Annotated in this window: 21 protein-coding genes; 11 read left to right on the forward strand and 10 right to left on the reverse strand. The window is 69.0% G+C overall.

Annotated elements, in window-relative coordinates; translation table 11 throughout:
- Positions 1-474 precede the first annotated feature (474 nt).
- Positions 475-1,275, reverse strand: a complete 801-nt coding sequence (gene rutD / locus PSV00_RS12545) for a pyrimidine utilization protein D (RefSeq protein WP_300447740.1) — start codon at positions 1,273-1,275, stop codon at positions 475-477.
- Positions 1,276-1,480: 205 nt separating this feature from the next.
- On the opposite strand from rutD, the gene ligD reads away from it, so the two are divergent.
- Together ligD and PSV00_RS12555 are read left to right on the forward strand one after the other, a co-directional pair.
- Positions 1,481-2,398, forward strand: coding sequence for a non-homologous end-joining DNA ligase (gene ligD, locus PSV00_RS12550; RefSeq protein ID WP_300447743.1), 918 nt, complete (start codon positions 1,481-1,483; stop codon positions 2,396-2,398).
- Positions 2,399-2,835: 437 nt separating this feature from the next.
- The gene (locus tag PSV00_RS12555) at positions 2,836-3,843 is read left to right on the forward strand and encodes a hypothetical protein (protein ID WP_300447745.1); all 1,008 of its coding nucleotides are present in this window, start codon (positions 2,836-2,838) and stop codon (positions 3,841-3,843) included.
- 41 nt (positions 3,844-3,884) lie between these two features.
- Here the strand turns inward: PSV00_RS12555 and PSV00_RS12560 are convergent, their stop codons facing one another.
- From PSV00_RS12560 to PSV00_RS12570, 3 genes are read right to left on the reverse strand one after another with little or no spacing between them, the layout of a single operon-like run.
- Complete coding sequence (locus tag PSV00_RS12560) at positions 3,885-5,078, reverse strand: efflux RND transporter periplasmic adaptor subunit (RefSeq protein WP_300447748.1); 1,194 nt, start codon at positions 5,076-5,078, stop codon at positions 3,885-3,887.
- Between the two features lie 3 nt (positions 5,079-5,081).
- The gene (locus PSV00_RS12565) at positions 5,082-7,457 is read right to left on the reverse strand and encodes an ABC transporter permease (RefSeq protein ID WP_300447750.1); all 2,376 of its coding nucleotides are present in this window, start codon (positions 7,455-7,457) and stop codon (positions 5,082-5,084) included.
- Positions 7,454-8,197 (reverse strand): ABC transporter ATP-binding protein, encoded by a 744-nt coding sequence (locus PSV00_RS12570; RefSeq protein WP_300447753.1) that lies wholly within the window; start codon positions 8,195-8,197, stop codon positions 7,454-7,456. Before PSV00_RS12570 ends, PSV00_RS12565 begins: the two co-directional genes overlap by 4 nt.
- Positions 8,198-8,335: 138 nt before the next feature.
- On the opposite strand from PSV00_RS12570, the gene ppsA reads away from it, so the two are divergent.
- Together ppsA and PSV00_RS12580 are read left to right on the forward strand one after the other, a co-directional pair.
- Entirely contained in the window at positions 8,336-10,762 is a 2,427-nt protein-coding gene (ppsA, locus tag PSV00_RS12575) for a phosphoenolpyruvate synthase (protein ID WP_300447756.1), read from the forward strand.
- A gap of 30 nt (positions 10,763-10,792) precedes the next feature.
- Complete coding sequence (locus PSV00_RS12580) at positions 10,793-11,305, forward strand: Hsp20/alpha crystallin family protein (RefSeq protein ID WP_300447758.1); 513 nt, start codon at positions 10,793-10,795, stop codon at positions 11,303-11,305.
- Positions 11,306-11,377: 72 nt separating this feature from the next.
- On the opposite strand, the gene PSV00_RS12585 is transcribed toward PSV00_RS12580, so the two are convergent.
- Positions 11,378-11,776 carry a c-type cytochrome gene (locus tag PSV00_RS12585; protein WP_300447760.1) on the reverse strand — a complete coding sequence of 133 codons (399 nt, stop codon included), beginning with the start codon at positions 11,774-11,776 and terminating at the stop codon, positions 11,378-11,380.
- 119 nt (positions 11,777-11,895) lie between these two features.
- Between PSV00_RS12585 and PSV00_RS12590 the strand changes: the two genes are divergently transcribed.
- Both PSV00_RS12590 and PSV00_RS12595 read left to right on the forward strand, forming a co-directional pair.
- Positions 11,896-12,717 carry a universal stress protein gene (locus PSV00_RS12590; RefSeq protein WP_300447763.1) on the forward strand — a complete coding sequence of 274 codons (822 nt, stop codon included), beginning with the start codon at positions 11,896-11,898 and terminating at the stop codon, positions 12,715-12,717.
- 18 nt (positions 12,718-12,735) lie between these two features.
- On the forward strand, positions 12,736-13,407 hold the full coding sequence (locus PSV00_RS12595) for a phosphoribosyltransferase (RefSeq protein WP_300447765.1): 672 nt from the start codon (positions 12,736-12,738) through the stop codon (positions 13,405-13,407).
- Between the two features lie 6 nt (positions 13,408-13,413).
- Here the strand turns inward: PSV00_RS12595 and PSV00_RS12600 are convergent, their stop codons facing one another.
- Complete coding sequence (locus PSV00_RS12600) at positions 13,414-14,073, reverse strand: alpha/beta family hydrolase (protein WP_300447767.1); 660 nt, start codon at positions 14,071-14,073, stop codon at positions 13,414-13,416.
- A 138-nt stretch (positions 14,074-14,211) separates the two neighbouring features.
- Between PSV00_RS12600 and PSV00_RS12605 the strand changes: the two genes are divergently transcribed.
- Both PSV00_RS12605 and PSV00_RS12610 read left to right on the forward strand, forming a co-directional pair.
- Complete coding sequence (locus tag PSV00_RS12605) at positions 14,212-15,522, forward strand: erythromycin esterase family protein (protein WP_300447769.1); 1,311 nt, start codon at positions 14,212-14,214, stop codon at positions 15,520-15,522.
- 173 nt (positions 15,523-15,695) lie between these two features.
- Entirely contained in the window at positions 15,696-16,436 is a 741-nt protein-coding gene (locus PSV00_RS12610) for a carbonic anhydrase family protein (RefSeq protein ID WP_300447772.1), read from the forward strand.
- Positions 16,437-16,453: 17 nt separating this feature from the next.
- Here PSV00_RS12610 and PSV00_RS12615 read toward each other — a convergent pair whose 3' ends face one another.
- Positions 16,454-17,290, reverse strand: coding sequence for an enoyl-CoA hydratase-related protein (locus PSV00_RS12615; RefSeq protein WP_300447777.1), 837 nt, complete (start codon positions 17,288-17,290; stop codon positions 16,454-16,456).
- Positions 17,291-17,373: 83 nt separating this feature from the next.
- On the opposite strand from PSV00_RS12615, the gene PSV00_RS12620 reads away from it, so the two are divergent.
- The 3 genes from PSV00_RS12620 to PSV00_RS12630 all read left to right on the forward strand — a co-directional run bounded on the left by PSV00_RS12620 (position 17,374) and on the right by PSV00_RS12630 (position 20,186).
- Positions 17,374-18,231, forward strand: coding sequence for an NAD(P)-dependent oxidoreductase (locus PSV00_RS12620; protein WP_300447778.1), 858 nt, complete (start codon positions 17,374-17,376; stop codon positions 18,229-18,231).
- Between the two features lie 52 nt (positions 18,232-18,283).
- Positions 18,284-18,592 (forward strand): autorepressor SdpR family transcription factor, encoded by a 309-nt coding sequence (locus PSV00_RS12625; protein WP_300447781.1) that lies wholly within the window; start codon positions 18,284-18,286, stop codon positions 18,590-18,592.
- 151 nt (positions 18,593-18,743) lie between these two features.
- Positions 18,744-20,186 (forward strand): aldehyde dehydrogenase family protein, encoded by a 1,443-nt coding sequence (locus tag PSV00_RS12630; RefSeq protein ID WP_300447784.1) that lies wholly within the window; start codon positions 18,744-18,746, stop codon positions 20,184-20,186.
- Positions 20,187-20,338: 152 nt separating this feature from the next.
- On the opposite strand, the gene PSV00_RS12635 is transcribed toward PSV00_RS12630, so the two are convergent.
- The 3 genes from PSV00_RS12635 to PSV00_RS12645 are packed head-to-tail and all read right to left on the reverse strand — an operon-like array spanning position 20,339 to position 26,166.
- Positions 20,339-21,625 carry a hypothetical protein gene (locus PSV00_RS12635; protein WP_300447787.1) on the reverse strand — a complete coding sequence of 429 codons (1,287 nt, stop codon included), beginning with the start codon at positions 21,623-21,625 and terminating at the stop codon, positions 20,339-20,341.
- A gap of 54 nt (positions 21,626-21,679) precedes the next feature.
- Positions 21,680-24,757, reverse strand: coding sequence for a TonB-dependent siderophore receptor (locus PSV00_RS12640; protein WP_300447789.1), 3,078 nt, complete (start codon positions 24,755-24,757; stop codon positions 21,680-21,682).
- 53 nt (positions 24,758-24,810) lie between these two features.
- A complete protein-coding gene (locus PSV00_RS12645; RefSeq protein ID WP_300447792.1) occupies positions 24,811-26,166 on the reverse strand; it encodes a dicarboxylate/amino acid:cation symporter in 1,356 nt (451 codons plus the stop codon).
- Positions 26,167-26,401 lie beyond the last annotated feature (235 nt).

Here is a 26,401-nt window from a genome sequence, read left to right on the forward strand (position 1 = left end):
GGCGCGGTTGGAGGTGGGGCGGGAAGTTTGGGTGGGGAAACGGTCAGGGGGTTGATGGGGTTGGGGTTTGGGGAGCGCCGATAGGGGAATTGTTGCGATTCATCTGGCGTTCTCGGGCTGACCCGGCACCAATCTGCATTGCATGGATCCCGGCCTTTGATTTCCGTTCATCCCCGCGAAGGCGGGGACCCTGTGCTTTCGCAAGGCACCGGCGGGCCTGTGAGCGTGATCCCGGTCGCACCGGATGAGCCCAAAACCTGGGTCCCCGCCTTCGCGGGGATGAACGGAATTTGTGGGAACCTCTCCGGGCCGTGCCTGAACAGATCGCGCGACCGCGCCGCCGGGTCCCCCGGTCTGCGCCGCAAGCGGCTTGCCGGAGAATGACGACAGCGGAGAGGAAGCGCCGGTGCGACCGGGGTGACACCGCAAGCCCTCTCCCCAACCGATGGCTCCCGCCGGGAGAGGGGTTATGCGTCAGTCCCCGCCCGTCAGAAACGCGACCAGGGTGGCGTTGAAGGCGTCGGCGGCGAGTTGGGGGAAGGCGTGGCCGCCCCAGGGGGCGAGGTCGAGGGTGGCGTTGGGCAGGGCGGTGGCCAGCCAGCGGGAACAGCGGGGCGGGACCAGCAGGTCGTCGGCGGCGGCGCAGACGAGGACGGGCAGGTCGATCTCGTCGAGTCGGTCGTCGATGTCGAAGCGCAGCAGGGCGTCGAGCCGGGCCAGGATCACTCCGGTGGCCGGCAGGGCGATGATCTGGCGTGCCGCCTCGGCGCGCAGCCGGGCGTCGTTGCGGGAAATCCAGTCCGCCGGATAGTGGAACAGGGGCGCGGCCTCGACCCAGGCGGCTGGTCCGAAGGCCTCCAGCAGCCGGGTCTGGGCTTTGAGGACACGGGTCAGATGCGGATCGGCATGCGACCAGCCACTGACCACCACCAGCCGCTGCAGCCGTTCGGGACGGTCGAGGGCGAGGGCCAGGGTGGCCATGCCGCCGGCGGCCTGGCCGACCAGATGGGCCCGGAGGGTGTCGGTGGCGTCCATGACGGCGAGGATGTCGCGACCCATGGCCTCGACCGAATAGGGGACGGTCAGGGCGGCGTCGCTGCGGCCGGTGCCACGCTGGTCATAGCGCAGCACGCGGAATCGGGCGGTCAGGGCGGCCATCTGCGGCTCCCAGACCGCGCCGGTGCCGCCCAGACCGGCGGACAGGATCACCGTCTCCGCATCGGCGGGGCCGTCATGAATCTCGTAGTGGAGGCCGTCGGTCGTGCCGGTGTGCAAGGGGGTCAGGGTCCGCGGTTGATCGCAGCGGCCAATAGCACAGGCGGCGGCGGTGCCAAGCGCTGCCGCCGGGGGACTGGTGCCGCGCCGTTGCCGCCATGGCCGACCAGATCAAGGCCATCCGGGCGGGTCTGGACCGCCAGGCCGCACCGGGCGACAGTGCCGGGGTCCGGCCCCGCCGGACAGGGGCAGGGAGGCGCAAACCATGCCGGCCAGGGACGGAACGATCGTTGCGGGGGTGGCGCTCACCCATCCCGGCAGACTGCTGTGGCCGGCCAGTGGTGAGGGGCCGGCGATCACCAAATTGGACCTGGCCCGCTATGTCGAGGCCGCCGCCCCGCGGATTCTGCCCCATGTCGCCGGGCGGCCGCTGTCGGTGATCCGGGCCCCGGCGGGCCTGGCGGGAAAGATCTTCTTCCAGCGCCACGCCCCGGCCCGCGCCGCGGCGGGTCCGGACCGGATTGTGGTCGCAGGGCAGCGGCCGTTTCTCGCCGCCCGCGACGTGCGCGGACTGGTGGCCCTGATCCAGTGGGGGGTCGTTGAACTGCATCCGTGGCCCTGCGCCCCGGATCAGCCGGAGGTCCCGGACCAGATCATCTTCGACCTCGACCCCGGCGAGGGGGTGGGCTTCAGCGCGGTGGTCGCGGCGGCCGGGGCGGTGCGCCGGCGGCTGGAGGCCCTGGGCCTGACCCCGTTCGTGAAGACGACCGGGGGGCGGGGGCTGCATGTGGTGGTGCCGATCCGGACCGACGCCCGCCGCCGGGTGGATCGTGACCAGGCCCTGGGGTTTGCCCGGGCGGTCTGCGAGGCCGTGCGCGACGAGGCCCCCGACCGGCTGACCACGACCGTGGCGAAGGCGGCGCGGGACGGTCGGGTCTTCCTCGACTATCTGCGCAACGGCCGGATGGCCACGGCGGTCGCGCCCTGGTCGGTGCGGGCCCGGCCGGGCGCGGGTCTGGCCTGTCCCGTGGCATGGGGGGAGCTGGACAGCGGGTTCGACCCGGCGGCGCTGAATTTCCGGACCCGCGCGGCGGTGCTGGCCCGACCGGATCCCTGGGGGGATTTCCGCCAGGGGGCGACTGGCCTGCGTCCGGTCCTGAAGGCCGTGGGCCTGACCGGCTAGCGATACCGCGCGTCCCGGGTGTCGCCTCTGACCGGTGTGACGGATCGCCGGACGCCCGGTCGCGAAACGCCTGCGACGGGCAGTGCAGCCCGCAACCTCGACGGGAAGCCTTTCCCCTGGTCGAGTACCGGTGTTGGATTTGAAAATATATCAAAGACTTATTTCGGGCGGCCCCGGCCGGATCCGGGGTCGGTCGTCGTGCTGATCGGGGCGCTGTCCCGTGAGGCGAATGGGTGGGCCCACTGTCATGACATCAATCAATTCCCGCGCCGTTGTCGACGCGCGCGCGTCCGTGCGTGCCGCCCGCCCGACGCCCGCAGCGCTGATCCGCCCGGGGCCTGCTGGGCTCGACCGCCCTGGTCGGGGTCTCGAGCGGTGCGACCTTCGACGTCAACAGCCGGACCGAGACGATCGGATCGCTGTTCGGCGCGGGCAATGTGGCGATCGGCTCGGGAAGGCTGACCCTCGGTGGCGCGGACTCGGCCTTCGGCGGCAGCCTGTCGGGGACCGGGTCCCTGGTCCACACGGGCGGCCTGTTCATCCTGTCGGGTAGTCACAGCCTGCAGACCCTGAGCAACACCGGCGGCGAGCTGCGCTGGCTGGGCAGCAGCAGCGGGAGCGTCGCGGTCAGCAGCGGCAGTCTGACGGGAGCCGGCACGATCGGTGGGGCCCTGACGGTGTCAGGCGGCGCGACCCTGTCGCCCGGTCTGGCCGGTCCCTGCGCGGTCGGCACCTTCGCGGTCGGCAGTCTGACCCTGAACGGCGGCACCCTGGCGCTGGACGTGCTTGGCACGGCCGGCGGCAATCTGATCGACCGTCTGGTCGTCTCGGGCACCGGCAACCAGGGGGCCGTGGGCGAGGCCCTGTCGGGCGGGCAGCTTGAGGCCTCGGAAGACTGGGTCGGGGTGCTGAACCTGCTGGGTGGGCTGGACGGCCCGCAGCGGCATGCGGCCCTCGACAGCCTGGGGGGCGAGGCCCTGGCCGATGTGTCAGGATCCATGCTGGCCGCCAATGCCGGCTTCGTCGGGGCGCTTCGTGGCCAGGGTTCCACCGGTGGCTCCAACCAGGGGCCGCTCAATTTCGCCAGCGCCTTCAGCTTCGTCGGCGGCCGCGACGGGACCTCGGCCATGGTCACCGGCGTTCTGGATGCCTTTGATCCCGCCGCCGTGACCGGCCAGGGACGCGGGGGCTGGATTTCGGTCTATGCCAGTGACGTCGATCTGGACGGCAAGGCCGGCCAGTCCGGGGTGCGGGCCCGGATGAACGGCTTCATCGGCGGCTTTGCCATCGAGGGGGCCGAGACCCCGCCGCTGGCCGGGGTCGCCGAACTGGGACTCGCATATGAGCCCCGGGAGGGTCTGACCCTGTCGGCCGGTTATCGTGGCGTGTTCAGCAACCGCCTGCGCGACAACCAGCTCGGGGCCCGGATGAGCATCGAATGGTAGGCTGACCGGTCCCCCGTGCCGGAGGGCGGCGGGGGACCGGTCTAGTCGGCCGGTCCGGTGCCGGACGCACCGCGAACGCGGCTGCCGTCCCGGATGGCGTCGCCCGGAAAGAGGATGACCCGCTCACCGGCGGTGAGGCCCTCGAGCAAGGTTCGGAAGCGATCGTCGCCGGTGCCGATGCGGATCGGTGTCAGGCGGGCGCGGCCGTCGATGATGCGGAACACGGCCCAGCCGGTGCTGTTGCGCACCAGGGCGTCGGTCGGGACACGCAGGGCGTTCGGGGTTTCGCTGACCACGACGCGCACATCCAGGCGGAATCCGTGCCCCAGCGGCGGGGCCGCTTCCGGATCGGACAGGTGCAGGATCACATTGACGCGCTGTTCCTCGATCCCAAGCGCCGAGATCCTGGTATGGGCAAAGGGCTCGATGATCGAGACCCGCGCCGGCAACACCGTCTCGCCGCCCCAGCCTTCGAGAAAGGCCGTTGCCCCCGTGGGGATCAGCATGGCGTCCTGGGACAGGAATTCGGCGACGACTTCCAGGTTGGCCGGGTCGCCGAGCTCGAGCAGGGGTGTGCCGATCAGGACGACACCCTGGCTTGGCCGCAGCAGTTGCAGCACCCGTCCGGAAGCCGGGCTCCGCACCGGTGTCGGAATCCCGGGCTGGGTAGCGCCCCCGCCTGCGGCGATGCGCGCCCGTTGCAGTTCGGCTTGGCGCGCTGACACTTCGGCCCGCGCGGCGCGTAGCGCCGCGTTGGCACCGTCAAGGGCGGCCGGGGCGGCGAAGCCCTGTGCGGCCAGACGGGCGACCCGCGTCCGGTCGCGCTGCGCCAGATCGGCACCGGCCTCGGCCGCGGCGAGGGCGGAGCGGGCGGCGGTGACGACGGCGGCGGCTTCCTGTGCCAGCCGGGCATCGAGCAGGGCGGGATCGGCCGGCAGGATGGTCGCCACAACCGCGCCGCGTGAGACGGGATCGCCGGGATGCAGTTCGATCCGCTGCAGGTTGCCGGCGACCGGGGCGGAGATGACGAAGACGTCGTGGATGCGGGTGCGGCCCTCGTCGATGATCTCGCGGCGCACAGGTCCGTGGTCGATCACGGCGACCTCGACCCGCAGCGGCCGGGGCCAGGCCAGCCAGACCAGGCCAATGACCAGCACCAGACCGGTCGCGGTCCACAGCCACCGGGCGAGGGACAGGCGGGGGAGGGAAGGGCGGGGGAGGGAAGGGCGTTTCATCATCTAGTCCCTGGCCTTGAGCACGGCGACCATGTCGAGGCGATCGACATCCCGTCTGACAATAAGGGAGGCCACGGCGACGCAGACGAGGGCGAAACCGATGGCAAAGGCGTAGCTGCGAGGATCAAAGACGAAGGCGAAGCTGTACATGTCCGTCTGGAACAGATGCATCAGCCAGATTCCCAGACCGGTGCCGAGGACGCAACCGAGGGGGACGGCGGCCAGGGCCAGGACGAACAGCTCGCCGATCAGCACATAGGAGGCCTCGATCCGGGTGAAGCCGAGCACGCGCAGGGTCGCCAGGTCGCGCGCCTGTTCGGCCATGGTCACCCGGGCCGCGGAAAAGGCCACGCCGCCGGCCATGACCGCAGCGAAGGCGATGTAGATGTAGTTCATGACGCCCACGCCCTCGTCGAACGCGCGTCGCATCGAGCGTTCCGCCTGACGCAGGAAGCTGGCCCCGGCCAGGACCGGGGTGTCCTTGAGCCGCTGGTTGAAGGCTTCGTACTGCGCCGTATCGAGGACGATGTGGGCACCGCTGATGCGGCCCGGCTCGCGGAACAGCCGGCCGAGGGCGTCGAGGTTCATATAGGCGGATGAGCCGACCATCGGATCGACGATGCCCGAGACCCGGACGCGCACCTTCAGCCGCCGGCCTGCGACCTGTTCGACCTCGATCTCGTCGCCCGGTCTTGCGTCCAGCCTGGCCGCCAGGGCGCGCGCCAGGACGATGCCGGAGGCCGGGGGCTGAAGGGCGCGGCCGCTGCGGCCGATCAACCGGCTGAGGCGGGCATTGAACGGCAGGCCGAGCAGGGCCTCGCGCACTTCACGCCGGTTCTTGCGCAGGATCACGTCGTCGGCCCGGAACGGCTCGGCATAGATGACGCCGGGCAGGCGTTCGACGCTGTGCAGGACGCCGATCTCGCGGGGTGACAGGAAGGACAGGGTCGCGTCCTGACGATTGGCGATGGAGAAATGCACGTCCAGCAACTGGTTCATAACGGCCGGGAAGGCTCCGGATACGATCAGCAGGGCGATGGACAGGGCCACGCCCAGCACGGTGGTGGCTGCCCGGCGCGGAAAGCGTTCGATGCGCCTGAGAATGATGCGGCTCTTGGCGTCGAGCCGGCCGGCGAACCGGGCAATCGGGCCGGCGGATTGAAAGAAGGCCGCCGGCTGCGGCGGCGACAGGGCCTCGGCGGGGGCGAGGCGCAGGGCGCTCCAGACCGAAAAGACCGCGCCGATGCCGGCGGCGACGAACGACCCGATCCAGGCCCCGGCGAAGGTCAGGGGGCCGGCGGAGAATTCCAGCGCCGGGAAATGATAGTACGCCCGATAGATGTCGGCGATCGCCCGACCGAACAGGACGCCGGCGACCGAGCCCAGCGCGGCCCCGATGGCAGCGAAGATCAGGGCGCTCTTGGCATAGTGCCAGGCGACCGCCCGGTCGCTGTAACCGAAGGCCTTGAGCAGGCCGATGTTCGAGCGTTCGGTGGCGATGACCCGGCCGAGGGCGATATTGACCAGGAAGGCCGCGATCACGAGGAAGAAGGCCGGCAGGAAGATGGCCATGGTCGCCAGCTGCTTCAGTTCCTCGGTCAGGAACCGGTCCGACACCATCAGGTCGCGCCCGTAGGCACCGCCCGATCCGAACGGTCGCAGGACGGTGTTGATGGCGGGGATCACCCGGTCGACGTCGGCTCCAGGCGACAGACGGAAGACGGCCTCGTTGAAGGCCCCCTCCGTGTCGAAGGCCCGGGCCAGGGCGGTCCGGCTCATCCAGAGCACGCCGAAGCGTTCCGGCTGCGGGAACAGTTCGCCGGGGGCGGCCACGAATACGAACTCGGGCGAGTTGGCGATGCCGACGATGACCAGGGTGTGGCGGCGTCCATGGATGGTGGCGTCGACCCGGCTGCCGATGTCGAGGCCGAGCGCCCGGGCGAAGGCCTCGATGACCACGGCCTCCCCGGCCCGGGCCGGATCCGGCAGTCGGCCGCGCACGAGGGCCAGATCATTGATGCGCGGGCGGCCCTGCAGCGGCAGGGAGACCAGGCGGGCCGAGGCGGGCTCCTGGATCTGCGGCAGGTCGAGCACGGCCAGACCGGTAACCCGGGTCTCGACCGCCGCGACGTCGGCCACGCGCGCCAGGTCCGCGACGATCCGGTCCGGAGCCCGCACCACCGGTGCCGCCAGGTCCATCATCCGGTAGGCGGAGTAGTAGTCCGCGCGGGTCTGCTCCAGCGAGCCGCGCATGCCCACGGCCATCACATAGACCGCCAGGCCGCAGCCCAGAACCAGGGCGACCGCGGCCGCATGGACGCGCATGGTCCAGACGTCCCGCAGCAGCTTGCGGTCGAGGGGATGCAGGGACAGCCTCACCAGTTCAGCTCCGATGGCGGAACGCGGGTGGCGTTGGTTTCGACGCTGCGCACGCGACCGTCCGTGAAATGAATTACCCGCTGGCCGATCCGGGCGACGTCGGCATTGTGGGTGATGATCATCGTGGTCGAGCCGTAGCGGGCGTTGATCTCGACCAGCGCTTCCAGCACGCGCACGCCGGTCTTCAGGTCCAGGGCTCCGGTCGGCTCGTCACACAGCAGGACCGCCGGGCGTTTGGCGATGGCGCGGGCCACGGCGGTGCGCTGCTGCTCGCCGCCGGACAGCTGGGCCGGAAAATGATCCATCCGGTTGCCCAGACCGACGAGGTCGAGCGCCTCCTCGGCACTGAGCGGGTCGTCGGCGATCTCGCGCACCAGATTGACGTTCTCGCGCGCCGTCAGGCTGGGGATCAGGTTGTAGAACTGGAAGATGAAGCCGACGTTCTTGCGCCGGTAGTCGGTCAGGGCCCGATCGCTCATCGTTGTCAGGGATGTCCGGTGGAAATCGACGTCGCCCGAGGTGGCGCGGTCCAGACCACCAAGAATGTTGAGCAGGGTCGACTTGCCCGAGCCGGACGGTCCCAGCAGAATCACCAGTTCCCCCTCGGGAATGTCGAGGTCGATGTCCCGCAGCGCATGCACCGCTGTCGGTCCGGTGCCGTAGACCTTGGACAGGCCGCGCGTGCGGAAGGCCGGGACCGGGGCGCGATCGGGGGAGGAGGCGGGCGCGGGAACGGACATGGACACGGGCGGCCTTTCGGGGCGGGCGGTGTCAGTTTGCGCCGGGTTTGGCGGGAATTGTATTGATCAGGGTCAAGGACGGCGTGACGGACCCGTGCGATCCGGCCTGTCAGGCTGAAAAGGCGTCGCTGAAACCTCATGCCCGGATCTTCTCCCATTCGCTGGTTCGACACCCTCGGGCTGGACGACGTTCCGCAGGTGGGGGGCAAGACGGCATCGCTGGCGGAGCTGCACAGACTCCTGGCGGGCGGCCCCGTAACCGCGCCCGACGGATTCGCGGTCACGGCGGCGGCCTACCGCGAGGCGCTGACGGCGGCCGGGGCGTGGGAACCGCTGCGGGCCCTGCTGCAGGATCTGGATGTCCGGGACGTCACCGCCCTGGCCCGGGCAGCCACGGCCGCGCGGGCCCTGGTCTATGACGCGACGGGCGGGACCGGGCTGAGGGACGCGATTGCCGCCGCCTATCGACGTCTGCAGGCGCAGAACGGGCCCGGACTGTCGGTGGCGGTGCGCAGTTCGGCCACGGCCGAGGACCTGCCGACGGCCAGTTTCGCCGGTCAGCACGACAGTTTCCTGCACATCGCGGATGAGGACGGGCTGGTCGAGGCCTGCCGCCGCTGCTTCGCCTCGATCTTCACCGACCGGGCCATCGTCTACCGGGTCAACAACGGCTTCGACCACCTGAAGGTCGCCCTGTCGGTGGCGGTGATGCGGATGGTGCGCTCGGACGAGGCGGCCAGCGGCGTGGCCTTCACCCTGGACACGGAGTCCGGCTTCCGCGACGTGGTCTTCATCACCGGGGCCTGGGGGCTGGGCGAGAACATCGTTCAGGGGCGGGTCGGGCCCGATGAGTTCTATGTCCACAAACCCACCTACCGCCAGGGCTATCGGGCCGTGCTGCGCCGGTCGCTGGGCAGCAAGGAGACGCGACTGGCCCATCGCCGGGCAGACCCGGGCGGGGTGCTGCACAGTTTTCGCGTGTCGCGCCGGGATCGCGAACGCTACTGCCTGGACGATGCCGAGGTTCTGGACCTGGCCGGGGTGGCGATCCGGATCGAGGATCATTATTCGCAGCACGCCGGCGCGCCCATGCCGATGGATATCGAATGGGCCCGGGATGCCGGGGACGGCCGGCTTTATGTCCTGCAGGCCCGGCCGGAGACGGTGGCGTCGCGGCGCGATCCGGCGACCTTCGACACCTATCGCCTGACCGGCGAGGGGCCGGTGCTGGTCACCGGCAAGGCCGTCGGCGAGGCGATCGCCAGCGGCCGGGCGCGTCTGGTGCAGTCGGCTGCGGATCTGAAGGCCTTTCAGCCGGGCGAGATCCTGGTCGCCCCCTCGACCAGTCCCGACTGGCTGCCGGTGATGAGGATCGCCGGCGGTATCGTCACCGACCAGGGTGGGCGCACCTGCCACGCCGCCATCGTCGCCCGCGAACTGGGCGTGCCGGCGGTGGTCGGGGCGGCGGGCGCGACGGCGCGGCTGGAGACGGGGCGGATGGTCACCGTGTCCTGCGCCGAGGGCGAGGCGGGGCGGGTCCTTGACGGGGCTGTCCCCTTCGCGGTGGATCATCTGTCGCTGGACGCCATTCCGCGCCCGCGCACACCGATCATGGTCAATCTGGCCCAGCCCGACCTGGCCTTCCGCACCGGCCTGCTGCCGGCGGCGGGGGTCGGACTGGCCCGGATGGAGTTCATCATCGGTGAGCAGATCGGCATCCATCCGATGGCGGCGGCCCATCCCGAGCGGGTGACGTCGCTGCGGGAACGGCAGGCCGTCGTCAGGCGGTCGCGGGGCGACGCCTCGCCCCGAGATCATTTCATCCGCCTTCTGGCCGAGGGCGTGGGGACCATCGCCGCCGCCTTCCATCCGCGACCGGTGATCGTGCGTCTGTCGGATTTCAAGACCAATGAATATGCCCGTCTGCTGGGCGGGGCGGCGTTCGAGCCGGTCGAGGAGAATCCGATGCTGGGGTTCCGCGGGGCGTCACGCTACGCCCATCCGCGCTATGCCGACGGCTTCGCCCTGGAGTGTGAGGCGCTGCGCCGGGTGCGCACGGACATGGGCCTGACTAATCTGAAGGTGATGGTGCCCTTCTGCCGGCGGGTCGGCGAGGCCGAGCAGGTGCTGGCGGTCATGGCCGGGCACGGTCTGAAGCGCGGCGACAACGGGCTGGAGGTCTATGTCATGTGCGAGATCCCCAACAACGTCATCCAGTTCGACGCCTTCGCCGCCCTGTTCGACGGCTTTTCGATCGGATCCAATGATCTGACCCAGCTGGTGCTGGGGGTCGACCGCGACTCCGAGGCCGTGGCCTTCGATTTCGACGAGCGCGATCCGGGCGTGCTGGAGATGCTGCGGCAGGCGGTTGAGGGCGGCCGGCGTAACGGCTGCCCGGTCGGCATCTGCGGTGAGGCCCCGGCGACCTGGCCGGAGATCGCCGCCTTTCTGACGCGACTGGGCATCGGCTCGATCAGTGTCAATCCGGCCAGCCTGGCGCAGACGATGACGGTCGTGGCCGCGCATGAGGCGGCCATGGCCGCCGCTTCAGATTATCCGGTTTGATGGAGGTCAATGTATTCGGGGATCGTCCTGTTGCAGAATGCTGACGTTGTCCCCCAAACACGGAGAAGCGTCATGGCAAGCCAAGCAAAAAGCAAGCTTAACATTCCCGATTTGCAGCGGTCGGCTATCGGAACATTTGCGCCAATACAGCGCGAGTTCAACCGGTTATTCGATGAGCTCGGCAACGGCTGGAGCCATCTGACCCAGTTCGAGCTGACTCCGCGGACGGATATGACCGAGACCAAGGAGGCGGTCACGCTGACGATGGAGCTGCCCGGCATGACCCGTGACGACCTGACGATCGAGGTGGAGGATCATGTGCTGACGGTCAGCGGCGAGAAAAGGTCCGAGACGGAAACCGAGAAGGACAATTACCGGATTTCCGAACGCAGCTACGGGGCCGTTTGCCGGTCGGTGACCCTGCCGACCAGCGTCAAGGAGGACAAGATCAAGGCGACAATGGCGGACGGCGTCCTGACCCTCGTCGCGCCCAAGGACGGCAGCGCCACGACCCGGACCATTCCGATCCAGGGCGGAAAATAGCCGCGCCATCCTGTGGCAGGCGGCGCGCCGGGTGGGCCCCGGTGCGTCGCTGTCGCCCGTTTCGGGCGAGGCTCACCGGGGTGGCGGACGGTCCTGGCTCAGCGTTTCCAGCCAGGCCATAAGGTCGTCGATCTCGCTGGCGCGGAAGACATAGTCGGGCATGGCCGGATGGCTGGTGACCAGCCCGTCGGCGAAACCGTCGGCCAGGGACTCCGGGGCGCGGCGGGCGGCGATGTCGCGCAGCGGCGGGGCCGCAGCCAGCGGGCTGGCGTCGTCGCGGCCGATTGCATGGCAGCCGGAACAGGCGGTGACGGCGAAGACCCGGCCGCGCTCGACCGCCTCGAGCCGGGTCTGGTCGGCGGCAGGGCCCGGGGGGATGGCCTGGCGCGAGTCCGCGGCTCCGCAACCGGCCACCGCCAGAGCCAGCGCCGATGCCAGCATCCCGCCTGTTCGTCCTGTGATTTTCGCCATCGTGACCTCCAGCCCAACCTTGCGAACATTGGAGCCGGAACCGCCGGCTGACCTTGATCCTGATCAAGGCCCGATGGTCGCGGACGTGATGTCTGGTGGTACCTTAGGAGGATTGCGCGATGACCTGTCCGAGCCTGCTTGTCTATGTCGATGACAGTGAAGAGAGCGACGCCCGCGTTGAACTGGCCTGTGATCTGGCGGTCAGTTTTGATGCCCTGGTGATCGGGATGTCGGCCAGTCTGCCGCAGCCGCCGATGCTGGATCCGATCTCGGGCATGGGTGACGTCCTGGCCCTTTATCGACAGACCGCCGAGGCCGAGGTCGAACGGGCCGGGGTACGGTTCCGGGCGATCGTTGAAGCCCGGTCTGTGCGCAGTGAATGGCGCGCCGGGCTGGAGTCTCCCGGCTGGATGCTGTCCGAAGCGGCCCGGGCCGCAGACATGCTGATGCTCGGCCAGAAGGCCCCGGGTGTGCCGTTCCGGTCGCCCGATCCGGCCGACGTCATTCTGTCCGCGGGTCGACCGGTGCTGATCGTGCCGCCGGTGCGGGCCCGGTCGCCGGTGGGTGAGCCGGCGCTGGTGGCGTGGAAGGACACGCGTGAGTCCCGGCGCGCGGTGGCGGCGGCCCTGCCCTTGCTGCGCAGGGCCTCGCGGGTGGATGTGGTCGAGGTCGCGGCCACGACGGACATGGCTGCCGCCGAGGCCCGCGTCCGGGATGTCTGCGAATTCCTGGGTCGGCACCAGATCGAGGCGGCAGCGAACCCGCTGGACGATGCCGGCGAACCGACAACGGTGCGGATCCTTGCGGAGGCGGGCAGGCTCAAGGCCGGGCTGGTGGTCGCAGGCGGCTATGGCCACGGTCGGATGCGCGAATGGATGCTGGGCGGGGTGACCCGGTCCCTGCTGACCCACAGCGACGTCTGTGTGTTGATGGCCCACTGAAGCCGGAGGAGGATGGTCATGACCCTGCAGCGCGCGCTGTTCGCCGATCGTACGGACGCCGGACAGAGGCTGGCCGGGCGTGTGGTCGCGGCGGGCGTGACCGATGCGATCGTCTATGCCCTGCCGCGCGGCGGGGTACCGGTCGCCCTCGAGATCGCCCGGGCCCTCGACGCGCCGCTCGACCTGGTGCTGGTGCGCAAGATCGGCGCCCCCGGCCAGCCGGAACTGGCCCTGGCTGCGGTGGTCGACGGCGGGTTTCCCCAGATCGTCGTCAATGAGGCGGTGCAGCGCATGACCGGGGCCACGCCCGTCTATCTGGCCCAGGAAAAGGCCCTGGCCCTGGCCGAGATCGAACGGCGTCGGCAGCTCTATTTCGGCAACCGGACCCACCCGAACCCCCGGGGACGGACCGTGATCCTGGTCGACGACGGCCTGGCCACCGGGGCGACGGCGCGGGTGGCGGTCCAGCAACTGCGGATGCGCGGGGCCGGGCGGGTCGTCCTGGCGGTTCCGGTAGTGCCCGGGAGCAGTCTGGAAACGTTGCGGTCCGAGGTCGATCTGCTGGTCTGCCTGGCCCATCCGGCCGAGTTCCGCAGCGTCGGAGCCTTCTATGCCGATTTCCACCAGCTCTCGGATGAGGAGGTGCTGGACCAGCTGGCCGAGGCGGCCCGGTTCGGCGGCGGGGCCTGACCCGGATCAGCGCGACGCGCGATGCAGGTGGCCCAGGTGGTCGGCGAACCAGTCGCCGGCGATGCGGATGACCTGATCCATGGCCCCGGGCTCCTCGAACAGATGGGTCGCGCCGGGAACAACGACCAGACTTGCCGGGCCGCCGAGACGCCGGCCGGCCTCGCGGTTCCAGCCCAGCACCGGCTCGTCGTCCGAGCCGACGATCAGCAGGGTCGGGGCGCTGACCCGGTCGAGGGCGTCGGCGGCCAGGTCGGGCCGGCCGCCGCGGGACACGACGGCGGCGACCGCTTCCGGCCGGACGGCGGCGGCCTTCAGGGCGGCGGCCGCGCCGGTGCTGGCCCCGAAGAGGCCGACGGGCAGGGCCGCCAGGGCCGGCTGGGCCCGGACCCAGTCGATGGCGTCGACCAGCCGGCCGGCAAGCAGGTCGATGTCGAAGACATTGGCCCGATCCGCGGCCTCGTCCCCGGTGAGCAGATCGAACAGCAGGGTGTCGAGTCCGACTTCGGCCAGGGCCTCCGCCACCTGACGGTTGCGGGGACTGAGGCGGCTGGAGCCGCTGCCGTGGGCGAAGATCACGATGCCCGCCGGTCGGGGGACGCGTCGTAACTCGCCCGGAAGCCCGACCGGGGGAATGGCGACGGCGGTGACGGTCAGGGTGTCCGGCATGGCACAGGGCTCCCGCCGGTCGACGGACCGGCGACCTTCGAAATCTAGGCCCTTGACCGGCGGCTGCGTTGATCCGGGTCAAATCCGGCCCACCGGGGCTTCTGGTAAGGAAGCGGGTTCCCGAGATGGAGGTGTCCGATGACCGTCCCCGTCCAGTCGACCGGTGATCCGATCGTGGAGGTTCTGCGGCGACGGGCCGAGCCTCTGGCCGACATCGACGATCCGGCCTTCGCCGCCGCCTTCGACCGGTTCGGGGATGCCCGGGTGGTCCTGCTGGGCGAGGCCAGCCACGGCACATCGGAATTCTATCGGGCCCGGGCCGCGATCAGCCGGCGACTGATCGCCCAGCACGGCTTCCGGATCGTCGCCATCGAGGCGGACTGGCCCGACGTGGCGGATCTGGACAGGTTCGTCCGCAATCGCGGTGTCTGGGGCCAGGCCGACAGTTTCGTCAATTTTCCGCGCTGGATGTGGCGCAATGCCGAGTTCGCCGCCTTCGTCCGGGACCTGCGCGGCTGGAACCTGGAACGGGACACCCCGGACCGGGTGGCCCTGCGTGGTCTCGACGTCTACAGCCTGTCGCGATCCCTGACCGAGGTCCTGACCTATCTGGACCGGGTCGACCCCGGGGCGGCGGCCGACGCGCGCGAGCGCTACAGCTGTATCGCGCCGTTCCTGGCGGAACCCCAGCGGTACGGCGCGGCGGCCCATGCGGGATATGTCGACTGCGAGGATGAGGTCGTGTCCCAGCTGGTCGCCCTGCTCAGGCAACGGCCGGCCTATGTCCAGTCCGACGGCGAGGCCTTCGCCGACGCCGAGCAGAACGCCCGGGTCGTGGCCGCCGCCGAGGGCTATTACCGGGCCATGTATCGCGGATCCGTCGAGAGCTGGAACCTGCGCGACAGCCATATGTTTGACACCCTGGAGCGGCTGCTGCGGGCGGACGGCGGCGGGGGCAAGGCGATCGTCTGGGCCCACAACTCCCATATCGGTGACGCCTCGGCGACGGCCATGGGGGCTTCCGGGGAGTTCAACATTGGCCAGCTGTGCCGCGAGCGGTTCGGCCGTGACTGCGTGGCCATCGGTTTCGGCACCGACCGCGGCCGGGTCGCCGCGGCCGACGACTGGGGCGGGGCGATGCATGTCAAGACGGTCCTGCCGTCACGCGGCGACAGCTGGGAGCGGCTGTTCCACGAGGCCGGGGTGGATCGCTCCCTGACCGACTGGCGGTCCGATTCCGGCCTGGCCCGGGTCCTGGACCGGACACGGCTGGAGCGGGCCATCGGCGTGATCTACCGGCCGGAGACGGAACGACGCAGCCACTATTTCGAGGCCCGGCTGTCGCGGCAGTTCGACGCCTTCGTCTGGTTCGACGAGACCCGGGCGGTTCGGGCCCTGCCGGGACAGCCGCCCGAGGGGGCACCGGACACCTATCCATTCGGCCTGTGACGGCTGGGGACGGCGGGGGTCCGGACGCATGATAACGCTGGTCTTCGGCTTGAGGTCGGAGCCGGTTCCTGATGGTCTGGTCCGATCCGGTCGCCCCGTGATTCGGGGAGTCGGCCGACGGGGCCCCGATCCGGGTGATCCGGCCGGGATCGGCAACCAGGGGGACGAGACCGATGAGACGGATATGGGCAACGGCGACGGTTCTGGCGCTGGCGGCATGCAATCCCGCGAGCGAGACCGCGCCGGTCAAGGCTCCGGCCGAGGTGGCGGCGCACTGGACCTATGCGGATCAGGCGAATTGGGGCGGCGAGTGCCCGGTCGGGGCGGCCCAGTCACCGGTGGCCCTGACCGCCGCGGACGCCGTCGATCTGCCGGATCTGGCCACCGCCTATCCGGCGGGGGCGGGGACCTTCATCAACAACGGCCATACCCTGCAGTTCACGCCGGACGTGGCCGGCCGGGCCACGATCGGGACGGAGGGCTATGATCTGGTTCAGTTCCATTTCCATGCGCCGAGCGAGCACACGCTGAACGGCAAGGCCTATCCGGTCGAGATTCATTTCGTGAACCGCAATGCCGCCGGGGCCCTGGCCGTGGTCGGGGTCTTTGTCACCGAGGGGCAGGCCAATCCGGCCCTCGCCTCGCTGCTGACGGCCCTGCCGGCGACGACGGGCGATGCGGGCATGACCCGACCGGGCGTCTATCCCGTCCTGCTGCTGCCCGAGGACCGGCATTATTTTGCCTATGCCGGCTCGCTGACCACGCCGCCCTGCACCGAGGGGGTACGCTGGAATGTGCTGGCGACGCCGATCGAGGCCTCGGCCGAACAGATCGCGGCCCTGTCGGCGGCGCTGGGCAGGTCAAACCGCGCGGTGCAGCCGCTGCATGAGCGGGCGACCGCCTTCGGCGACTGACCAATCGGGCCGCCCCGTCAGTCGGCGGGGGTGACCAGTGAGGCCAGCGGGGCCAGTCCTGCGAACTCGCCGGGCTGTTTCAGGGCCCGGGCCTGGATGGCGGCCAGGATGTCGGCCGTGTTCCAGAGCGAGCCCTGCATGACGGCGGCCCATTCCAGGCCCTCGGCCACGGTGTGGTCGCGGGCGTGGACGATGGCGGCCTTGGACCCCGAGACGGCCAGCGGGGCCTTGGCGGCGATGGCGCGGGCCATGTCGAGGGCGGCGGCCAGCAGGGCCTCGGGATCGGGCAGGATCGCGTTGACGAAGCCCAGCCGCTCGGCCCGGTCGGCGGTCAGGCTGGTGCCCAGATAGGCCAGTTCGCGGACCACGGCGTCGGGCAGGGTCTTGGGCAGGCGCTGCAGGCTGCCGACGTCGGCCATCATGCCGATGTTGATCTCCTCGATGCGGAAATACGCTTCCTGCGAGACCAGACGGAGGTCGCAGGCAGAGACCATGTCGAGGCCGGCCCCGACGCAGGCCCCCTGGATGGCGGCGATGACCGGGAAGCGGACCCGCTCGAGCAGGGTCAGGGCGTCCTGCAGTTCGCGCGCCGACTGGTGGAAGGCCTGACGGGCGGCGGCGGTGTCGGTGTTGAGAATGGCCCCGCCCGAGAAGACCGAAATATCCATGCCGGCGCAGAAATTGCGCCCTTCGCCGGACAGGACCAGGGCCCGCACATCACCGGCCGCGTCCAGCGCCTTCAGCGCCGGCCCGAAGCTGCGCCAGAACTCCATGCCGAGCGCGTTGGAAGCCTCGGGCCGGGTCAGGCGCAGATGGGCGACGGCCCCGTCCCGGGTGATCTGGAATGCGGTCATGACGGCCTCTCGCTCGGTCTGGGGTTCTGTGTCTTTATGCACCTCATCCGTTTTCCAATGAAACCCACCCGGAGCAAAACCCGATGTCCCTGCAGGGCAAGACGCTGTTCATTACCGGGGCCAGCCGCGGTATCGGCCTGGCCATCGGCCTGCGCGCGGCGCGGGACGGGGCCAATGTCGTCATCGCGGCCAAGACCGCCGAGGCGCACAAACATCTGCCGGGCACCATCTATACGTCGGCGGCCGAGATCGAGGCCGCCGGGGGCAAGGCCCTGCCGCTGATCGTCGATGTGCGCGACGAGGCCTCGGTCAATGCGGCGGTCGAGGCGGCCGTGGCCCGGTTCGGCGGCATCGACATCTGCGTCAACAATGCCTCGGCCATCCAGCTGACCGGGACGCTGGCGACGGAGATGAAACGCTATGACCTGATGCACCAGGTCAATGCCCGGGGCACCTTCATGGTGTCACGCGCCTGTCTGCCGCACCTGCAGAAGGCGGCCAATCCGCATGTGCTGGCCCTGTCGCCACCGCTGGACCTGGCCCCGCGCTGGTTCGGTCCGCACGTCGCCTATTCGATGGCCAAATACGGGATGAGCCTGGCCATGCTGGGCATGGCCGAGGAGTTCCGTGGCGACGGGATCGCCTTCAACGCCCTGTGGCCGCGCACGGGAATCGCGACGGCGGCGATTGAGTTCGCCCTGACCGGCAAGGACGGCCTGGCCCATTGCCGGACGCCGGCGATCATGGCCGATGCGGCTCATGCCATCTTCTGCCAGCCGTCCCGTGAACTGACCGGGCGGTTCCTGATCGATGACAGCTTCCTGTACGAACAGGGGGTGAGGGATTTTGACGGCTACAGCGTCGATCCGACCAAGCCCCTGATGCCGGACTTCTTCGTGCCGGCCGACAGCGTCCCGCCGCCCGGCGTGGTCATCGGCTAGGGCCGGTGGCTGGTGGATTGACAACATTTAGTCAAAAAACTAATTGAAACGGATGAACACGGTTTTCAAAGCCCTGGCCGATCCGACGCGCCGTCGCGTGCTGGAGCTGCTGCGTCGGCGGCCGATGACCGCCGGGGAACTGGCCGATGAGTTCAGTTTCGCCAAGCCGACCATGTCGGCCCATTTCGCCGTGCTGAAGGCGGCCGATCTGGTCGAGACGCAGAAGGACGGCAAACAGGTCATCTATCGGCTGAAGCTGTCAGTGCTGGAGGACGCCCTGCTGGGCTTCGCCAGAACCTTCGGCATGGGCGGCGACGCCGGCGCTCCGGGGGGCAGGGGTCAGAAAACGCCCTCCGCCTAGACCTTTTCCGTCCCGGCCGGGTGCGGTCTGGTGCGGTGCCGGTGAAATGGTACGGGCAGAGGGCTGATTTCGCGGGCGGTTGGGCCTATCTCTGTCGCAGCGCCCGGTGTGTCCCGCCAACCGCTGTCTCACTGCCAAAAGGATCATCGCCATGTCGGATACGCTGGAACTGTCGCACTGGATCGGTGGCGAGAAGGTCGACAGTGATCGTCCCGGCGAGAGCCTGAACCCGTCGGACACGCGTGATGTCGTGGCGCGCACGCCCAGGGGCGGGGCCGCCGAGGTGGCCCAGGCCGTGGCCGCGGCCAGTGCCGCCTTCACCGACTGGTCTGAAGCGTCGCCCGAGGTGCGGTCCGATGTGCTGGACCGGGCCGGGACCCTGCTGCTGGAGCGGCGAGAGACCATCGGGCGGCTGCTGTCGCGCGAGGAGGGCAAGACCCTGGCCGAGGGGATCGGCGAGACGGCCCGCGCCGGCCGCGTCTTGAAATTCTTCGCCGGTGAGGCCCTGCGCCTGCACGGCCAGAACCTGGCCTCGACCCGGCCGGGCGTCGAGATCCAGACCTATCGCCAGCCGATCGGCGTGTTCGGCCTGATCACGCCATGGAATTTCCCGATCGCCATCCCGGCCTGGAAGATCGCTCCGGCCATCGCCTTCGGCAATACGGTGGTGATCAAGGCGGCCGGCCCGACCCCTGCCACGGCCGAGGCCCTGATCGCTATCCTGCATGAGGCCGGCCTGCCCGCGGGCGTGGTCAATATGGTCATCGGTGACGGCGATGTCGGCCGCGCCATCGTCGCCCACAAGGATGTCGTGGGCATCAGCTTCACCGGGTCCCAGGCCGTGGGGGCGGGCGTGGGCGAGAATGCGATGAAGCGTCAGGCGCGGGTGCAGCTGGAGATGGGCGGCAAGAACCCGCTGATCGTGCTGGACGACGCCGATCTGGACCGGGCTGTGGCCATCGCCCTGGACGGGTCCTTCTTCGCCACCGGCCAGCGTTGCACCGCCTCCAGCCGCCTGATCGTGCAGGACGGTATCCACGATCGTTTCGTCGCCGCCCTGGCCGAGAAGGTGAAGGGGTTGCGCGTCGGCGACGCCCTCGACCCGAACACCCAGATGGGTCCGGCGATCAGCGAGGCCCAGCGTGAACAGGCCTATCGCTATATCGACATCGCCCGCGAGGACGGCGGCCGGGTGGTCACCGGCGGCGAGCGGCTGAACATGGACAAGCCGGGCTGGTATGTGCAGCCGACCCTGATCGCCGACACCTCGGCCGGGTCGCGGATCAACAATGAAGAGGTGTTCGGTCCGGTCGCCTCGACCATCCGGGTCAAGGACTATGAGGAGGCCCTTGCGGTCGCCAATGGCGTCGAGTTCGGCCTGTCGGCAGGGATTGTGACCCAGTCGCTGAAATACGCCCGCGACTTCCAGCGCCGCGCCAGGGCCGGGATGACCATGGTCAACCTGCCGACTGCCGGGGTCGACTATCATGTGCCGTTCGGTGGCACCAAGGGGTCCAGCTATGGCCCGCGCGAGCAGGGCTTTGCCGCCGCCGACTTCTATACGCAGATCAAGACCAGCTATTCCGCCAGCTAGGCAGGACCGGCTCTGGCGACGCCACGGCCCGCCACAACAACGACTACAGCGATCCGGGCGTGACCGTCGGCCTGCGCCTGAAATACTGATCGATCCATCGAGGCCACAACAGCCGCCGGCGACGGCAAGGTCGCGGCGGTATCGTCAGGGGGTCAGTCGGTCGGGGCCGGGACGAACCGGCATCGGCCCGGCACCGCGCTGAGCATGCGGCAGGACGGACCGAAGGCCGCCGGATCGGGGGCCGTGCCGCTGGAAATCCAGTGGTCGAGCGCCAGCAGGGCCGTCAGATAGCCGGCCTCCTCAAGCTGGCTGTGCTGATCCTCATCCGTCGCGACCTGGACCAGCAGGTGCGATCGACCGGCGGCGGCGACGGTGGCGGCATAGACGGCCTCGACCCCGTAGCTGACAGTCGGGTCGTGCAGGGCATGCATGGTCAGGGTCGGCAGAACGATAAGCCCCGACAGGTCGGCGTCATAGGCCAGGCGCGCGACCGCATCCGGATCGGCAGAGAACCGCTCGACGCCCGCGTTCAGGGCCTCGTCGTCGCCGGAGCCATGATAGACGGTCGAGGCATTGTCGAACGGATTGAAGCCGCCCAGCCGCTGCTGGACCATGTCCTGGAACAGGAAGGTGGCCCAGGTCATATGGCTGACCAGCTGGGCCTCCTCCACACCGGTGACCGCGAGGATGTCGCGCAGGCGCGCTGACTGTTCCGGGGTCCGGCGCGTCGGCGGACGGTCCACGCCGGTGCAGGCATCGATCCGGTCGCGCAGCTGGCGTCGCGTCAGCCGGCTGTCGGCGGCCAGCCCCTGCCAGACCGGATAGGGGGTATCGTCCGTGGACGGATGGTTGCGGCAGTAGAATTGATAGACCGCCCGCAGGTCGGCGCGGAACCGGTAGGCCCGGGTGCCGCCGGACAGCACGCCGTTGGTGGTCAGGACGCCGTCGTAGTTGTTCCCGCCATCGACATCGAGCGCATAGAGCTCGGACGTCTTGGCCGCGACATTGCCGCCCCAGGACTGGCCGTGCAGGACCGTGCGTTCCGGTCGCCCGAACCGCGCCCAGAACAGACGGCGGCTGTTATCCGTGTCGGCCGCGGCCATGCGGACGCCATAGCCGCCGCGCCGGTAGGTCGAACCGATCCAGGCATAGCCGGCGCGCACCATGATCGCGAAGCGGTCGAGATCCTCGAGCGGGTCGGCGGCTTCGGGAGCGCCGGTCCGCGGTCCGCCATGGGCGTGGACGACCAGACGGCGGTTCCAGTTGGCCGGCATGGCGATGACATACCAGGCCCCGTTCTCATCCTGACCGGACACACAGCGGGTCCCGGCACCGGCCGAGGCCGGGCAGGGGATGGGGATCGTCGCCGGCTCGGGAGTCTGGGCCCGGGCCATGGCCGGCATCAGAAGCAGACCGGACAGGAGGATCAGATGTTTCATCGATCAGCGCTCACAAGGGCACGGCGCGGACCCGGAGGTCCGCGCCGATGGGCATCAGAAGCTCTTCGAGAGGCCGAGATACCAGGACCGACCATAGGGCCGCTGGACCGAACCCAGATAGCCATTTTCGGCCAGGGACGGACCCTCATCCGTCAGGTCGCGCACGCCGATCCGGACGCGCGTGCCGGAGGCGATGCCGGCGTCCTCGAACTCATACTGGCCATAGAGGTTGCCGACCAGTTGCGAGGCAACGACCCAGGGGGTGCCGGTATCGCTGAGCAGGCTGGTCTGCTCGACCTCGCTGACATACTGGGCCGAGGCCCCGACCCGCCAGGGGCCCTTGCGCCAGATGAAGGTGGTGCTGAGCTTCCACTCGGGGCGGCCGTTCTGGGCAATGAGCTGACTGGAGTCGGGCAGGGGCGTCAGGGCGTCGATGGTCCCGGCGTCACGCGCGGCATACAGGGAGTCGATGATGTCGCCCGGCTCGCGTGAGAAGGTCAGCAGTTGCGAGGCGTTGGCGCGGAAGATGAAGGTGCCCCAGGCCGTGCGGCGCTTCGACCAGCTGAAGCCGAAATCGATCCCCTCGACCGTCTGCGGCAGCAGGTTGATGAACTGGTCGTTGATCGACACCACTTCGCCGACCGGGTCCAGACCCGACCCGGCGAAGTCGAGAATGTCGTCCGCATTGGGCGCATTGCGCACGACGTTGGGATTGGAGCCGCCCTCGATCCGGTTCAGATAGTCGAGGGCCAAGGCGGCCTGGGCCCCCAGCAGGCCGACGATCTTCTCCTGCTGGATCTTCCAGCGGTCGACGGTGAAGGTGAAATCGCCCCAGGCTTCCGGAATGAACCGGGGCTGGAACACCAGGCCGATCGACTGGTTGGTGCTTTCCTCGGGCTCGAGGTCGGGATTGCCGGCCACCAGCAGGGAGGCGCTGGCCCCCTGGTTGCAGGCGCTCATCGAGGCGATGACGCCATTCCGGATGTCAGCCTCGCAGCGATAGTAGTCGGTGCCGCTGGCGGCCCGGGCGTACTGGGTCGCATTGACCTGTTCGAGGTTCGGCGCGCGGAACCCTTCCGAATAGGAGCCGCGAACGCGCAGGCCGTCGACGATGTCCCAGGCGATCGCCACCTTGGGTTTGGCCACGGAGCCGAAGTCGGAATACTCCTCGTAGCGTCCGGCAATCTGCATATCGAGACTGTAGACCAGCGGGACATTCATTGACGGCGACACGAGGGGAACCGCGAACTCGAGGAAGGCCCCGGTCACGGTGCGGTGGCCGCGGGTGTCGGGGTTCGGACTGACCGCGGCGACGTTGGAGATGCTGGTGTCACCGCTGACCATGTCGGTGAAGGTGAAGGTACCGTCGACGTTTTCGTCGCGGTCATCATACTGGGTCTCGCGACGGACCTCGGCCCCGATGGCGACGCCGACCGGGCCGCCCGGAAGCTGGAACAGGTCGTTGCGCGACATCTTGAAGTCGGCCAGGGCCAGGGTCGTCCGCGAGAAGCGGCGCATATCAAAGGTGATGGCGTCGATCGCGGCCTGGGACGAGGGCGAGCAGTCGCCGACACTGGGGGTGGCGATACAGCCGCCCGAGAACGGGTTGTAGGCATCGGGGGTCGACAGGGCCAGCTGCTGCTGCAGGGCCGTCATATTGATGTTGGGCGACAGGTCCTCGGCCTCGGCCACCGAGTAGAGGATCGCCGATTCCCAGTCGAAGCCGTGCCATTCACCACGCAGGCCGCCGAGGAAACGGGACTGGAAATTCTTGACCACGACTTCCTGGAAGCCGGTGTCGACGAAGCGGTAGTTGTCGAGCAGAATCGGCAGGCCGCCCACCGGCACATTGGTCAGGTTCGGCAGGCGGTTGGGGTTGGCGGCCCCGCCGGCGAAGGTGACCGGGCCGAACGGATTCCAGTAGTTGCTGGCCGGGATCCAGATGTTGTTCAGATTGACGACGGGCGGCTGGATCGCCCGGCTCTCGGCGCCGTAGAAGCCGATCTCGCCGAAAGCGGTCAGCGTCGGCGTCAGGTCGTAGTGGCCGGTGAGGAAGACATTGGTGCGTTCGATCGCCGACCGGACCGTCGTGCCGGCGCGGGTGTCGTAGCGAAGGTCACGGATACTGCTGTTGTAGGAGCCGGCTCCGTTGACGAGGCACAGGCCGTTGTTGAGGTCCGCGCCGACGCAGCCGAGGCTGGCCGGCTGGATGCGGAAGGCACCGGCCGAGGTCACCAGCACCACGCCATTTTGCCGCGGACGAAGCGCCGTGCTGCTGCCGGGCGTGCTCAGACGCGCCCAGGGCGTGTTCGAGGATCGACCGTCGGGGGCGTTCGAGGTTTCGTAGCCCGGCTCGTTGGCGAAGAACGGCCGCATGTCGTCGCTGGAGGTGAAGTCCTGCTCGTCGGCCATCAGCCGGCTGCGGTCGCTGTAGTTGGCGAACAGGGACAGGTTGCCGCGATCGAAATTCCTGCCGGCAAAGAGGCTGGTCTCGAACTCCCGCATCGCCGTGCCTTCGACGCCGCTGTATTCAGCCTCCATCCGGACGCCGTCAAAATCGTCCTGCAGCACGGTGTTGACCACACCGGCCACGGCGTCGGCCCCGTAGATGGCGGCCGCGCCGTCCAGCAGGACCTCGAGCCGTTCGAGGCCGGAGACCGGGATGGCATTGGAGTTGTAGCTGAGCACCGGGACCGTGCCGGTATCGGATGTGCCCTGGCTGGTCGGATGCTGGACCATGCGCCGGCCGTTCAGCAGGACCAGGGTGTTGCCGACGCCGAGCGAGCGCAGGTTGACCGAGTTCACATCGCCGCGCGCGGAGTTGCTGGTCTGCGGATTGTTGGCCGCCTCGAACAGGACGTCGCCCATCTGGGGGATCGAGCGGAACAGCTCGTCGCCCGAGGTCGCGCCGATGGCGTCGATCTGTTCCTGGTCGAAGACCACGACCGGCAGGGCCGCGGTCGTGCTGGCCCCCCGGATCTGGGAGCCGACAATGACGATATCCTCGACCTTGCTGGCGTCGTCCTGATCCCGTGCGGTCGCCGGGCTGGTCTGGGCCAGGGCCGGGCCGGCCATGGACAGAAGAACGGCCGAGGCCGTGGTGGCGAACAATGCCCTCTTTGAACTGATCATCTCATTCCTCCCGTATGTTGCCGTTTTCGGCTCTTGTTCTGTGGTTGTGGGCGTCAGTCGTCGGCCAGGACGGCGTCGTCGCCGGGTCCGGCCGCCGGGTCCGGCGATGCGGCCAGCGGCGGTGAGCCGCTGTCGAGGGCGAGCTTCAGGGCGTCGCGATCCAGTTCGCCCTCCCAGCGCGCCACGACGATCGTGGCCACGGCATTGCCGATGAAGTTGGTGAGGGCCCGGCACTCGCTCATGAAACGGTCGATGCCGAGGATCAGGGCCATGCCCGCGATCGGCACGCTGGGCACGACGGCGAGGGTGGCGGCCAGGGTGATGAAGCCGGCCCCGGTGATCCCGGCAGCCCCCTTGGAGCTGATCATGGCCACGAGAAGCAGCAGGATCTGGTCCTGCAGGCTGAGGTCGATGTTCAGGGCCTGGGCGATGAACAGGGCCGCCATCGTCATATAGATGTTGGTGCCATCCAGGTTGAACGAATAGCCGGTGGGGACCACCAGGCCGACGACCGATTTGGAGGCGCCCGCCCGTTCCATCTTATCGATCAGACTGGGCAGGGCCGCCTCGGACGACGAGGTACCGAGCACCAGCAGCAACTCCTCCTTCAGGTAGCGGATCAGCTTGAGGATGTTGAAGCCATTGGCGATCGCGACGAGGCCAAGCACGCCCACGACGAAGACGATTGCGGTCAGGTAGAAGGTGCCGATCAGCATGGCCAGATTGGCCACGGTACTGATGCCATAGGCCCCGATGGTGAAGGCGAAGGCTCCGAAGGCTCCGATCGGGGCCGCCTTCATCACGATGGCGACCAGTCTGAACACGGCGGCGCTGACCGATTCCAGGAAGGTCACCACCGGCTTGCCGACGTCGCCGGTCAGGGTCAGGGCAATCCCGAACAGGATGGAGACGAACAGGACCTGCAGGATGTTGCCGGTCGTGAAGGCGCTGACCAGGGTGTCGGGAATGATCCCGGTCAGGAAGCCCTGGATCGTGGTCTCGTGCGCGGCGGCACTGTACTGGCTGACCGCACCGGCGTTCAGGGTCGCCGGATCAATGTTGAGGCCGCGCCCCGGCTGGATCACATTGGCAGTGACCAGGCCGACGATCAGGGCCAGGGTCGAGAAGACCAGGAAATAGCCGAAGGCCTTGGCCGCGACCCGACCGACCTTGCCGATGTCGCGCATGCCGGTGATGCCGGTGACGATGGTCAGGAAGATCACCGGGGCGATGACCATCTTCACCAGTTTGATGAAGGCGTCGCCCAGCGGCTTGAGCGAAACGCCGACGTCAGGCCACAGATGGCCGATCAGGCCGCCGGAGACGATGGCGACCAGCACCATGAAATAGAGGCTGAGGTAAAAGGGGCGGCGCACGGCGGGCGTGGCTGGACCGGTGACGGGTTGCAACAAAGGACCTCCCCAGGGACCGGTACGCGGGACCGGCCTCGATACGCGCTCTCTGACGGAGCGCCTCGCCCCAATATCGCCATGTTGAAACGGCCGGAACAACCCGACGCAGGGCGCGATCTAATGAACTGTAAGTATTCACTAAAAGTGGAATGACTTGGCAGTGCGCCCTGCAAAATGTGCGGAATTCCGCACGCCCGGTCTAGGTTTTGTGCGCAATGTCGCATAGGTGGGA

The organism is Brevundimonas sp. (genome assembly GCF_029945885.1).
GTDB lineage: Bacteria > Pseudomonadota > Alphaproteobacteria > Caulobacterales > Caulobacteraceae > Brevundimonas.